This is a genomic window from Proteus sp. ZN5 (assembly GCF_011046025.1).
Taxonomy (GTDB): Bacteria; Pseudomonadota; Gammaproteobacteria; order Enterobacterales; family Enterobacteriaceae; genus Proteus.
The window spans coordinates 2,471,955-2,485,092 of sequence record NZ_CP047639.1 but is presented as its reverse complement, the minus strand read 5'-3'; the positions used below and the strand labels follow the sequence as shown (position 1 = coordinate 2,485,092).

12 protein-coding genes are annotated in these 13,138 nt (G+C 38.8%); 6 read left to right on the top strand and 6 right to left on the bottom strand.

Features of this window, described 5'->3' with window-relative positions; all coding sequences use genetic code 11:
* The first annotated feature begins 343 nt into the window (after positions 1-343).
* Positions 344-1,150: an exodeoxyribonuclease III gene (gene xthA / locus GTK47_RS11415; RefSeq protein ID WP_165123283.1), complete on the top strand. Its 807-nt coding sequence runs from the start codon at positions 344-346 to the stop codon at positions 1,148-1,150.
* A gap of 68 nt (positions 1,151-1,218) precedes the next feature.
* On the opposite strand, the gene GTK47_RS11410 is transcribed toward xthA, so the two are convergent.
* From GTK47_RS11410 to GTK47_RS11400, 3 genes are read right to left on the bottom strand one after another with little or no spacing between them, the layout of a single operon-like run.
* The gene (locus GTK47_RS11410) at positions 1,219-3,180 is read right to left on the bottom strand and encodes a DNA topoisomerase III (protein WP_165123281.1); all 1,962 of its coding nucleotides are present in this window, start codon (positions 3,178-3,180) and stop codon (positions 1,219-1,221) included.
* A gap of 8 nt (positions 3,181-3,188) precedes the next feature.
* The gene (selD, locus tag GTK47_RS11405) at positions 3,189-4,232 is read right to left on the bottom strand and encodes a selenide, water dikinase SelD (RefSeq protein WP_165123279.1); all 1,044 of its coding nucleotides are present in this window, start codon (positions 4,230-4,232) and stop codon (positions 3,189-3,191) included.
* A 15-nt stretch (positions 4,233-4,247) separates the two neighbouring features.
* Entirely contained in the window at positions 4,248-4,799 is a 552-nt protein-coding gene (locus GTK47_RS11400) for an NAD(P)H nitroreductase (RefSeq protein WP_165123277.1), read from the bottom strand.
* Positions 4,800-5,345: 546 nt separating this feature from the next.
* On the opposite strand from GTK47_RS11400, the gene sppA reads away from it, so the two are divergent.
* The 3 genes from sppA to pncA all read left to right on the top strand — a co-directional run bounded on the left by sppA (position 5,346) and on the right by pncA (position 9,137).
* The gene (sppA, locus tag GTK47_RS11395; RefSeq protein WP_165123275.1) at positions 5,346-7,202 is read left to right on the top strand and encodes a signal peptide peptidase SppA; all 1,857 of its coding nucleotides are present in this window, start codon (positions 5,346-5,348) and stop codon (positions 7,200-7,202) included.
* A gap of 245 nt (positions 7,203-7,447) precedes the next feature.
* Positions 7,448-8,470, top strand: coding sequence for an asparaginase (gene ansA, locus GTK47_RS11390; RefSeq protein WP_088495357.1), 1,023 nt, complete (start codon positions 7,448-7,450; stop codon positions 8,468-8,470).
* A 22-nt stretch (positions 8,471-8,492) separates the two neighbouring features.
* Positions 8,493-9,137, top strand: a complete 645-nt coding sequence (gene pncA, locus GTK47_RS11385) for a bifunctional nicotinamidase/pyrazinamidase (protein ID WP_165123273.1) — start codon at positions 8,493-8,495, stop codon at positions 9,135-9,137.
* A 107-nt stretch (positions 9,138-9,244) separates the two neighbouring features.
* Here pncA and GTK47_RS11380 read toward each other — a convergent pair whose 3' ends face one another.
* Both GTK47_RS11380 and msrB read right to left on the bottom strand, forming a co-directional pair.
* On the bottom strand, positions 9,245-9,526 hold the full coding sequence (locus GTK47_RS11380) for a DUF1315 family protein (protein ID WP_036912841.1): 282 nt from the start codon (positions 9,524-9,526) through the stop codon (positions 9,245-9,247).
* 81 nt (positions 9,527-9,607) lie between these two features.
* Positions 9,608-10,045: a peptide-methionine (R)-S-oxide reductase MsrB gene (msrB, locus tag GTK47_RS11375; protein ID WP_165123271.1), complete on the bottom strand. Its 438-nt coding sequence runs from the start codon at positions 10,043-10,045 to the stop codon at positions 9,608-9,610.
* Positions 10,046-10,388: 343 nt separating this feature from the next.
* On the opposite strand from msrB, the gene gapA reads away from it, so the two are divergent.
* Together gapA and GTK47_RS11365 are read left to right on the top strand one after the other, a co-directional pair.
* Positions 10,389-11,384 carry a glyceraldehyde-3-phosphate dehydrogenase gene (gene gapA, locus GTK47_RS11370; RefSeq protein ID WP_023581959.1) on the top strand — a complete coding sequence of 332 codons (996 nt, stop codon included), beginning with the start codon at positions 10,389-10,391 and terminating at the stop codon, positions 11,382-11,384.
* A 114-nt stretch (positions 11,385-11,498) separates the two neighbouring features.
* Positions 11,499-12,383, top strand: a complete 885-nt coding sequence (locus GTK47_RS11365) for a D-hexose-6-phosphate mutarotase (protein ID WP_075673880.1) — start codon at positions 11,499-11,501, stop codon at positions 12,381-12,383.
* 140 nt (positions 12,384-12,523) lie between these two features.
* On the opposite strand, the gene tnpA is transcribed toward GTK47_RS11365, so the two are convergent.
* Positions 12,524-12,979, bottom strand: a complete 456-nt coding sequence (gene tnpA, locus GTK47_RS11360; protein WP_165121832.1) for an IS200/IS605 family transposase — start codon at positions 12,977-12,979, stop codon at positions 12,524-12,526.
* Between the last annotated feature and the right edge of the window lie 159 nt (positions 12,980-13,138).

The window sequence follows — 13,138 nt, the reverse complement described above, 5'->3', positions numbered from 1 at the left end:
AGTTTTATATAAATATTCCTTTACCTCCTTTTAATGAATACAATTTATAACTACAATATTATTTTTATTATGTCATCATTCTTCATATATAAAGAATAATAATACTTATATTCTTCTATCAAAAATTAGTTTATGTTTCTAGTTTGTTTAATTAATATTTTTTGTTATGCAATTAATTATTTTTATTAAATTAGCACACTCTATTTAATCGCTTTTATTTTTATCTAATTTTATCTTTCTCTTGATAAGCCGTGCCATCATTGCAGTGATTTGCTTACATTCATTTTATGATCCTGCTAGTATAAGACATCCTATTATTCAATATATAAATGGTTACAGTCACATGAAATTTGTCTCTTTCAACATTAATGGTTTACGCGCTCGTCCTCACCAGCTTGAAGCTATCATAGAAAAACATCAGCCGGATGTTATTGGACTTCAAGAAACGAAAGTTCATGATGATATGTTTCCATTAGATACGGTGGGTGCTTTGGGTTATCACGTTTTCTATCATGGTCAAAAAGGGCATTATGGCGTTGCTTTACTTACAAAAGAAAAACCAGTTGCAGTACGTAAAGGCTTTCCGGGTGATGATGACGATGCTCAGCGCCGAATGATCATGGCTGATATAGAAACACCAGCGGGTTTATTAACAGTCATGAACGGTTATTTTCCTCAAGGTGAAAGCCGTGATCATGAGACTAAATTTCCAGCAAAAGAAAAGTTCTATGCTGATCTGCAAAATTACCTAACCACCAGCTTAAAACCGACCGCTCCAGTACTTATTATGGGTGATTTAAATATTAGTCCAACAGACAAAGATATTGGCATTGGCGAAAATAATATGAAGCGCTGGTTAAAAACCGGCAAATGTTCTTTCCTACCAGAAGAGCGGGAATGGCTAGCAACATTAATGGGCTGGGGGTTAACAGATACATTCCGCCAACAACATCCTGAAGCTGATGATAAATTCTCTTGGTTTGATTATCGTTCTAAAGGATTCGATGATAACCGAGGCTTACGTATTGACTTACTTCTAGCTAGTCGCTGCTTAGCGGATAATTGTATTTCAACAGGAATTGATTACGAGATCCGAGGAATGGAAAAACCCTCTGATCACGCACCAGTTTGGGCTGAATTTAAAATCTAATTAAATTAAAGTTTAATTCAATAAAAGCACTTCCCTGAGATAACGAAGGAAGTGCTTTTTATTTATGTTTAATTATCCGTTGTTGCTTCTTTACTCTGCGCTTTATTTTTTGTCGCGCCTGCTTTGTTACTTCCTTTCGTTGCTGCCTTACGCTTTTTATTATGTGCAGGCGCAGGAAGATTTCTGAAAGCTTGAATATTCGGGCGACGTTTCGCTTGGGTAATCAACTCTATCAAGGTGTTATTTAATGGCATCATAAAATCTTGATATTTAAATTGCTTCTCACTAATTTGCGTCAGTACCGATTCCCAATGTGCAGTCATATCCGGTAAAGTTGCCATATCTGGCAATACATGAATTAATGCTCTACCTGCAGGAGTTGAATTAATGGCTCGCCCTTTCTTTTGCAAAAAGCCTCTCTTAAATAACAGCTCAATAATTCCCGCTCTTGTCGCTTCAGTACCTAATCCATCCGTCGCTCTTAGGATTTTCTTAAGTTCTTTATCTTGAACAAAGCGTGCAATTCCCGTCATAGCAGAAAGCAATGTCGCATCAGTAAAAGGTCTTGGTGGCTGCGTTTGCTTTTCAACAATCTCTCCCTTTTCACACAGCAACTCATCACCTTTAGCCACGACTGGCAATGCAGAACCATCATTTTCGGCATCTTGCTCTTTCGCACCTAATAATGTTCGCCAACCTGCTTGTGCTAAAAAACGCGCTTTAGCGATAAATTTGCCATTCTCAATATCAAGTTCAATAACGCATTTACGATAAACAGCATCAGGCATAAATTGCATTAGATATTGGCGAGCCACGAGATAATAAATATTCTTCTCATTTTCACTTAATGAGATATTACCCGTTTTTGCTGTTGGAATAATCGCATGATGGGCATCAACTTTTTTGTCATCCCAGCAACGATTCTTTTTATCAATATCTAAGGTATCTTGCGGTAATAGGCTTGCATCATGTGTGCTAATCGCATTAATAACAGCATGGCGACCAGCAAAATGCTCATCAGGTAAATAACGACTATCAGAACGCGGATAAGTGATTAATTTATGTGTTTCATATAGTCGTTGGCATGTATCTAAGACTTGCTGTGCGCTTAAACCAAAGCGTTTTGCGGCTTCAATTTGTAATGCAGAAAGCGAAAAAGGAAGCGGTGCTATTTCAGATTCTTGCTTATCTTGATAATCCGTTACATTGGCAGGTTTATCTTTAATTCGCTCAATAACATGCTCTGCAAGCTTACGATTTAATAATCGCCCTTCTTCATCTTGCCAAGGTTCACAGTGCTCACTTGGCTGCCAAATCGCGGTGAAGCGTTCATCGGCAGGTGTTACAACATGAGCTTTAACTTCAAAGAAATCTTTAGGCACAAAATTTTCAATTTCTTCATCACGACGAACGACTAAACCTAATACAGGGGTTTGTACTCGCCCTACTGATAATACACCTTGATAACCATTGTGCTGACCTAAGAGTGTATACGCTCGAGTCATGTTAATACCATAAAGCCAGTCTGCTCTCGCTCGCGCTAAAGCAGATACACACAATGGTACAAACTCATGGTTATAACGTAGCTTATCAATAGCACGCGTCACTGCCGCTGGGTTTAAGTCATTAATTAAGCAACGACGCGCCTGTTTTCTTTGGTCTTCGCTGATATTTAAATAGTTAAGCACTTCATCGACTAAAAGCTGACCTTCACGATCGGGGTCTCCCGCGTGGATCACTTCTTTTGCCTGCTTAAGTAGTGTTTTGATGGTTTCTAGCTGTTTTTTAACATCAGCTCGGGGCTTGAGTCGCCATTTTTCAGGGATAATAGGCAAATCATCTAACGACCAGCGGGCGTACCGCGGGTCGTATGCATCCGGCTCAGCTTGTTCAAGTAAGTGACCAACACACCACGTCACATACTGGTTATCACCACAAAGAATAAAGCCATCGCCCCTTTTATGGGGCTTTGGCAATACATCAGCAATAGCGCGAGCAAGGCTGGGTTTTTCTGCAATAAATAATCTCATGACGTTAGTTAGTTAGTTACTTCAATCAACGCTTTTCCAGCTACAGGTGCTGTTAGTTCACCAATAGAAGTTAATTCGATATCAAAACGTGAGGCAACCTCTTTCACTTGTTCAACTGCTTCAGGCAATACTGCTAATAATAAGCCACCTGATGTTTGCGGATCGCAGAGTAATTTACGTTGCATTTCAGTGATCTCACCGATTAAATGACCATAACTTTCAAAGTTACGCCCTGTACCACCCGGAACACAGCCTTGTTCAATATAAGACTCTACTTCTGGTAATCTTGGTACTTGTGAGAAATGAATCGTAGCTTGTACACCAGAGCCGTCGCAGATCTCGCTTAAATGCCCTAATAAACCGAATCCTGTCACATCAGTCATTGCTGTGACGCCCTCGATATCAGAAAAATCAGCACCAGCTTTATTCATACGGCACATAATTTCTGTCGCTAAACCTTGGTGCTCTGGTTTTAACAGGCCTTTTTTCTCAGCCGTTGTTAATACACCAATACCCAAAGGCTTCGTTAAAAAGAGCTGGCATCCTGCTTTAGCTTCACTGTTTTTCTTCACTTTGCTCACAGGCACAACACCAGTGACTGCAAGGCCAAAGATCGGTTCTGGTGCATCAATTGAGTGACCACCAGCCAGTGAAATCCCTGCTTCTTGGCAAGCGGCTCGGCCACCTTCAATCACTTCACGCGCGATTTCAGGTGCTAGTTTATTAATAGGCCAACCTAAAATAGCAATCGCCATAATAGGTTTTCCACCCATAGCAAAGATATCACTGATTGCATTTGTTGCAGCGATACGCCCAAAATCATAAGGATTATCAACGATTGGCATAAAGAAATCAGTAGTGCTGATAATACCTGTACCATTTCCTAAATCATAAACAGCAGCATCATCTTTGGTTTCATTACCTACGAGTAAATGAGGATCATGAAATTTAGCTTGTTCGCTATGTAAAATGGTTTCTAAAACTTTTGGTGAGATTTTACAACCACAACCTGCACCATGACTGTATTGCGTTAAACGAATTGCTTCAGACATAACATGCCATCCTTCTTAAAAATAAGTCACAAAATCAGTTAAGTCAGCAGGAGAAACCGTCATTGGCGCTTTCAGGGCTGGCGTGCCTAAATAAAGGAAACCAATAATCTGGTCGTGTTCACCACAGCCAAGTCCTTCTCTTACCACTGCATCATGAGTCCAAGAGCCTGAACGCCAAATCCCTCCAAATCCTTGAGCAACAGCGGCCATTTGCATTGCTTGTACACAGCAACCTGCGGCAACCACTTGTTCCCATTCAGGCACTTTGGGATGATCTTTCACTTTTGCAATAACTGTGATGATCAAAGGGGCACGAAAAGGTGCATTTTTTGCTTTTTCTTCAACTTCTGGCCCTAAATTACCCACAACCGCGGCTTTATGCAGTAATTGGCTAAAACGCTCAATACCTTCATTTTGCATCACAACAAAGTGCCAAGGCTTAAGTGCACCATGATCAGGCACGCGCATACCTGCTTGTAAAATAGTATTGAGGGCTTCACTATCGGGGGCTGGAGTAGTCAGTCGAGAAGCTGAACGGCGGTTCAAAAGCAGTGTTAATGCATCCATTTTTTATTCTCCTGTCAGCATTTTATTTTAGCAAGATCCCATTCTTATGGGGATGGACAGTTCTTATCAATTCGCAGTATAACAAACTGTTATATTACCACCATCCACAGATTTAGGCGGGAATTTTTCTAAAAATCAGCTGTGTGGTTATTTAATCGTAATTTATTGTTCACAAAATGATTAATCTTAACTTGCCTAAGTTAATTTAAACTTATTTTGAACCTACTTTCCTTTATAATTCGACTATTTCTTATATTACTTTGATGCCTTTTTATGTGACTTTTTTTAGATATTTTCACGTAAAATAAATGTTTACTTAATAACACGTTAAGCAAAAGTTATCATTAATGGTTTTCTAAAAATCAATAACAGACATTCCATAAGAGCTATATTAGAATATTCCTTCATTGCTATTGCTATTCTCTCTATTGCTAACAACATTTTTTGTTTTAATAGTATGAGATTATGTGGATGTAACCTGCTTACTAATAATTCTAGCATGACTGTTTAGGATTAAATTTCAGCTTTACATGATGTGGAGATAATATGAATAAAATTATGGAGTTAATCGGCGCAATATTAAAATTTAGTTGGCAAGCCATTAACTTTATCAGGAAATTAATCTTAAACGTTATTTTCTTTTTTCTTCTCTTTATGGTCATTGGTATTTTCTTAATTAGCAAAGAAGCACAAAAACCGATGGATTATGAGGGTGCCCTTCTTGTTGATCTTAAAGGTGTGATTGTTGACCAAACTGCAACCCAAAATCCTTTAGGAGAAGTTGGACGGGAGCTTTTAGGTGTTTCAAGTAGCCAGCTTCAAGAAAATTCATTATTTGAAGTTGTCGATACGCTACGCCTAGCTTCTCAAGATCCGAAAATTAAAGGTATGGTGCTCAAACTTGATGAATTTGCAGGGGCAGATCAACCCTCGCTAAATTATATTGGTAAAGCCCTTAATGAATTTAAAAAGACAGGTAAGCCAATTTTTGCAGTAAGTGGCTATTACAGCCAGCCACAATACTATCTCGCCTCTTATGCAGATAAAATTTATCTTACACCTCAAGGTGCTGTGGGTATTTATGGTTTTGGCTTTCAAAATCTCTATTACAAAACACTGCTAGAAAATTTAAAAGTCAGCACTCATATTTTCCGTGTCGGTACGTATAAATCTGCGGTTGAGCCATTAATGCGTAATGATATGTCTGCGGAATCTCGAGAAGCTTCATTACGTTTAGTAAATGCCCTGTGGTCTACATATTTAACCCAAGTTGCAGAAAACCGTAGCATTACTATTGAAGATGTTTTCCCTGGTGCAAAAGAGATGATTGCACAACTACGCAATGCAGATGGGGATAACGCAACTTATGCACTAAATCGTAAATTAGTGGATTCTGTAAGCTCATACGCTCAATTTGAGGCAGACATGACAGAAACCTTCCAATGGGATAAAGAGAATAATCAATTTAACAATATCAGCATTTATGATTATGCCGACACGCTAACCTCTTCATTGCCTGCAAGTGACGAAGGAAACATTGCCGTAGTGGTTGTTCAAGGTGCCATTATTGATGGTGAAAGCATCCCCGGCTCAGCGGGTGGTTCAACTATTGCTAATCAAATTCGCCAAGCACGTTTAGATCCGAACATTAAAGCGCTTGTATTACGTGTAAATAGCCCTGGTGGTAGTGTTTCAGCTTCAGAGCAAATACGCAGTGAAGTTGCCGCTTTTAAACAACAGAAAAAACATGTGGTTGTATCAATGGGCGGCATGGCTGCATCAGGCGGATATTGGATCTCAACCCCTGCAAATAAGATTATTGCTAGCCCTTCAACATTAACAGGCTCTATTGGTATTTTTGGCGTTATTAATACATTTGAAAACAGCCTAGAGTCTATTGGTGTTTATACTGATGGCGTCACAACTTCACCATTAGCCGGATTATCTGTCACAAATAAACTACCTGAAGAATTTGCAGAGCTTTTACAACTCAATATCGAAAGTGGTTATAAAACGTTTCTTAATTTAGTTGCAGACTCTCGTAAAAAAACACCCGCTCAAATTGATCGTATTGCTCAAGGTCGAGTATGGGTAGGAATAGATGCAAAGAATGTGGATTTAGTCGATGAGTTTGGTGATTTTGATGATGCTATTGATGCCGTTGCTAAAATGGCAAAAATTGACCAACCTGTTATTGATTGGATGAAACCTGAATTAAGTCTGTCAGAGCAGATCATAATGAGTTTATCGTCTAACGCAAAAGCGCTTATTCCTGATCCATTACAAGCTTATTTACCAGCTCCTGTTTTAAAAGAAGTTAAAACACAGACAGAGTTTTATCGCAATATGAACGATCCGCTAAATCGCTATGCGTATTGTTTATCTTGTGGTGATATTCAATAATCTTTTCCGTTTATGCACCTGCTCACACTGAGCAGGTGCATTTCTCTCTTTTTTCTGACTTTTGATAGAATGATATTCTGCTGAACGATATTTATTCATTTGCATTTAAGCTATTTTTAACGCAATGATTTAAAGCAGATATTAGTCAGTCCCTATTTTCTTTTTTTAGCATCCTTTCCTTTTTTTATTCTGCAAACTCCCTATAATCAGGTATTTCTCACAGCTTAATAAGAGTGCTTTGTCTGATGCAAAAGAAATCAATCTACGTTGTTTATACTGGCGGTACTATTGGCATGCAACATTCTGAACATGGTTATATTCCTGTATCAGGACATTTACAACGCCAATTAGCTAAAATGCCAGAATTCCACCGTGAGGAAATGCCCGATTTCACAATCAAAGAGCACCTTCCTTTAATTGATTCTTCAAATATCACACCAGAAGATTGGCAATCCATTGCTGATGATATTAATGAAAATTATCACAACTATGATGGGTTCGTTATTCTTCATGGTACAGATACCATGGCATTTACCGCATCAGCACTCTCTTTTATGTTTGAGAATCTTAGCAAACCGATTATCGTTACTGGCTCTCAAATTCCTTTAGAAGCCTTACGTTCTGACGGGCAAACAAACCTATTAAATGCGCTTTACCTCGCAGCACATCACCCAATTAATGAAGTGGCGCTATTTTTTAATAATACGCTGTATCGTGGAAACCGCACAGTAAAAGCACATGCAGATGGTTTTAATGCTTTTGCATCACCAAATAGCGCCCCACTGTTAGAAGCGGGGATTAATATTAAACAATTTAAAATTAATTCATTTCCTAAAGGAAATGGCGAATTTACTGCACATAATATTACGCCTCAGCCGATTGGTGTTGTCACCATTTATCCAGGTCTTTCAGATGAAGTTGTTAAAAATATCCTGATGCAACCTGTAAAAGCCTTAATATTGCGCTCTTATGGTGTTGGTAATGCGCCATCGCATCCTGCTCTACTTTCAACCCTACGTGAAGCAACTGAGCGTGGCATTGTTGTTATCAACCTTACTCAATGTATTTCTGGTCGAGTGAATATGGAAGGTTATGCAACAGGTCAAGCATTAGCAGAAGTGGGTGTGATCAGTGGCTTTGATATGACATTTGAAGCAACATTAACTAAACTGCATTATCTCCTTAGCCAACAATATAATTACACTGAGATCTGCCGACTAATGCAACAAAACCTTCGCGGTGAAATGACATTAGACGATAACGACTAAGTTTAATAAAAGGGCAATTTTTGTGAAAAACTCTGCGCTATTACTGGTTGATATACAAAACGATTTTTGTACAGGGGGTGCTTTAGCTGTTAACGAGAGTGAGATGGTTATTCAAACAGCCAATCAGCTCATTAATGGTTTCAAGCAAACTAAAAGCCCGATTATTGCAAGTTTAGATTGGCACCCTGCCGATCATCTTAGCTTTGCTGAAAATTCAGGTACCGTTGTAGGGGAAATTGGAACGCTTAATGGATTACCACAAGTGTGGTGGCCTGTGCATTGTGTACAAAATTCTCACGGCGCTGAATTTCACCCTGAATTAAACCAAACATTGATTAACCATATTATTTACAAAGGGCAAAATCGTCTTATTGATAGTTATAGTGCCTTTTTTGATAACGACCATGAATATCAGACGGGCTTACATACCCTTTTGCAAACGCTTAATATAAAGCATCTTTATATTCTGGGTATTGCTACTGATTACTGCGTTAAATTTACAGTACTGGATGCTTTACAGTTAGGTTATCAAGTATCTGTTATTACTGACGGTTGTCGCGGTGTAAATATTCAAGATAATGATAGTGAAAAAGCACTAGAAGAAATGCAGGCAAAAGGTGCGGTATTAATTGATTCAGCACATTGGCTTAATCGTAACACTCAATAGGTTCGTTATTTTCTCTATCTTCATAAAACAAAAAAAGGGTTAATTTTAACCAGTTTGGTTAATGATTTCCCCTTTTTTATCTCTACTCTATCCATTTAACACACGTTTTAGTCATCATCCATTGGTGTTAGTGTTGCCAAACGTTCAGATTGAAACTGAGCTTTTAATTCTTGTTTGCTCTTCATGGTAATTTGCCCATTAGTTCCCACTGTCATATGCTCAGGTGTGTGGTTATTTTTCGCCTGCCATAATAAAACAATCTGCATGCAATGTTCTTTTTGCTCATCAGTCAATGCAACACCATCAGGCCATTTACCCAATTCAACTGCGGTTGAAATACGTTGGTAAATTTCAGGGGTTACCATCGAAATAAGTTCATTAACTTCCATTGATTGCTCCATAAGCTAAATAATCTATTGAAATGGCTGAATCGTTTTTTCCATTGTTATTATTTTGTTAATTTAACTGGATTAACCGACTTGTTTTTCGCCTGTTTCACTATTCGTAAATGAAAGAGATGCTGAATTAACACAATAACGCTCCCCTGTAGGGGCTGGGCCATCATTAAAAACATGACCTAAATGTGCATCACATTGCTGGCAACGTATTTCAGTTCTTTTCATATTATGAGAAAAATCATCAATATAGCGAATTGCATTATCATTAACGGGTTGATAAAAGCTAGGCCAACCACATCCTGCATCAAATTTCGTCTCTGAATAAAACAAGGGAGCAGAACAACATAAACAGTGATAAATCCCTGTTTGACGATTGTGTAATAATTTACCACTAAACGGAGGTTCTGTGCCTTGCTGTTGCGTCACATAACGTTGCATTTCATTGAGTGTTGATAAATCAAGGTGATTGTTATTACTTGAAATATTCACATTCTTTTCATTATCTGCCATATCGACCTCTTGCCCAGAAAAATGCTTTTTAAAACAACAGTGAATAATAACAAAGATTTAACAACAAATCTGAAAAATATAGTCTAAAATCATCAAGAGTAATCTTTAGTTTTTGAAATGTGATGAATTTCACATAACGGAGCAAAGGTAACTTCATTTATCGGCGTTGATCCCGATAATACACAGCGTAACATTTGGCTAAAACGACCAATCTTTAAGCGAAAAGTGTTTTTTTAATTGATTTTTTGCAATTATTGACACGATTCCGCTTGACGATTGGCGCGGTTTTGGTAACTTTAGAAGCAACTTTTTAATTCACTAAATTAAAGCTGGTGGAATACATATGACTATCAAAGTAGGTATTAATGGTTTTGGTCGTATCGGCCGCATCGTTTTCCGTGCTGCTCAAGAACGTTCAGATATCGAAATCGTAGGTATTAACGATCTGTTAGACGCAGACTACATGGCATACATGCTGAAATACGATTCAACTCATGGCCGTTTCAACGGTACTGTTGAAGTAAAAGATGGCCACCTCGTTGTTAATGGTAAAACCATCCGCGTAACTTCAGAAAGAGATCCAGCAAATCTGAAATGGAACGAAGTCGGTGCTGACGTTGTTGCAGAAGCAACTGGTCTGTTCTTAACTGACGAAACTGCTCGTAAACACATCCAAGCTGGCGCGAAAAAAGTTGTTCTGACTGGTCCTTCAAAAGACAGCACTCCAATGTTCGTAATGGGCGTAAACCATAAATCATACGCAGGCCAAGATATCGTTTCTAACGCATCTTGTACTACTAACTGCTTAGCGCCTTTAGCTAAAGTTATCAACGACAACTTCGGTATCGTTGAAGGCCTGATGACTACTGTTCACGCAACAACTGCAACTCAACGTACTGTTGATGGTCCATCTGCAAAAGACTGGCGTGGTGGTCGTGGTGCTTCTCAAAACATCATCCCTTCATCAACTGGTGCTGCTAAAGCTGTAGGTAAAGTTATCCCTGAACTGAACGGCAAACTGACTGGTATGTCTTTCCGTGTTCCTACTCCTAACGTTTCTGTTGTTGACCTGACTGCACGTCTGGAAAAACCAGCAACTTACGCTCAAATCTGTGACGCTATCAAAGCAGCAGCTGAAGGCGAACTGAAAGGCGTTCTGGGTTACACTGAAGATGCAGTTGTTTCAACTGACTTCAACGGCGAAGTTCTGACTTCAGTATTTGATGCTAAAGCAGGTATCGCTCTGAACGACAACTTTGTTAAATTAGTTGCTTGGTACGATAACGAAGTTGGTTATTCAAACAAAGTTCTGGATCTGATTTCTCATATCTCTAAATAATTAGAGTTTAGAAAGTCACGATTTCTTTTAGAGCCACCTTTCCGGTGGCTCTTTTATTTTCTAGCCAGTCAGTTTATTGTATTGAAATAGTCAGTGACATAAGGTCATAAAATAATGAATGAGAAAATTTTTTCTTTGCCGATTATTGAACAAATATCACCTTACTTAAGTCGTCGGCAATTAGGCGAACTTCCTATCCTTGTTATTTCACATCCTAAAGTACGTGCAGCTATCAGCCTTCAAGGCGCACATTTAATCGCTTGGCAACCTGCACAAGAACATCCTGTATTTTGGGTAAGTGAAGCCTCTCTCTTCACTCCAGGTGTAGCCATTCGTGGTGGTATCCCTATTTGCTGGCCTTGGTTTGCTTCAGCAGGTACACCAAGTCATGGATTTGCACGTATTCTTCCTTGGGAATTTAGTGCTCATACAGAACAAGATGATGGTGTCCTCATCACCATGACATTAAAAGAGAGTCAACAAACACAAAAATATTGGCCTCATCCCTTTACTGTTATTGCTCGTTTTAAATTAGGAGCAACCTGTGAGGTTGAATTAGAATCTTATGGTGATTATGAGGCGACGGCTGCCCTTCATTCTTATTTTAATGTGAGTGATATCGATAATGTCTCTGTAACTGGCCTAGGAGGCCACTACATTGACACAGTGGCAGATAAAGAGGTTTACACTGATGAAACCTCATTACGCTTTAATGGACGCACTGACAGGCTTTATACGGAGCCTGATGATTTTAATCTCATTCATGATGATGGTTGGGATCGCACAATTGAAGTTCATCATTATCACCATAGTGATGTCGTGTGTTGGAACCCCGGCGCAGAGCTTGCAAGTTCAATGAAAGATATGAGTTCTGGCGGTTATCGTAAAATGGCTTGTGTAGAAACCGCACGTATCCACCAGCCATTAAAACCAGATAACGTTCATCCTGGCCGTTTATCTTTGGTAGTCCGTGTTCGTAAGAATATTGCTGAAAAATAAAGTATTTGCTGGCATTTTAGACAATCATAACCACCCGTAAAACGGGTGGTTTGCTCTTGCCCTATAAGGGCTTGTTACCGACTGCGCCTAAATGACGCTGCTTTCTCTTCGTTCAAGCTAAGTGTCTTTGCTACTTTGGCTTACCCCTTGAAGGGGTTTTCATATTCTTTACTGCTCAATTTATCCGAGATTAAATCCGACTTTTCTTGCTCTCTGATATACTTTTGAATTGTGGCTTCATTGAGTCCAACTGTTGTGACATAGAACCCTTCCGCCCAAAACTTTCTGTTGCCAAATTTATATTTGAGATTGGCATGTCTATCAAAGATCATCAACGAACTTTTACCTTTCAAATATCCCATGAAACTTGATACGCATATCTTCGGTGGAATACTCACTAACATATGAACATGATCTGGCATAAGATGCCCTTCGATTATTTCCACACCTTTATATTTACAAAGGTCTCGAAGGATTTCACCTATACTTGAACGAATTTTATTAAAAATCACTTTCCGTCTATATTTCGGCGAAAAGACGATATGGTATTTACACAGCCACTTTGTATGTGCTGAGCTTTGTGCTTTAATGCCCATAAACACCTTTCCTTATTTAAGTTACGAATATTAGCTTGAACATCTATATCGTAACGGAAAGGTGTTTTTCTTGGTATAACCTTTAATACCCACCCGCATAGCGGGTGGTTTTATATTTAAGACGCTGACGCGACTTAAACTGGCTAAAGCCCATAATAA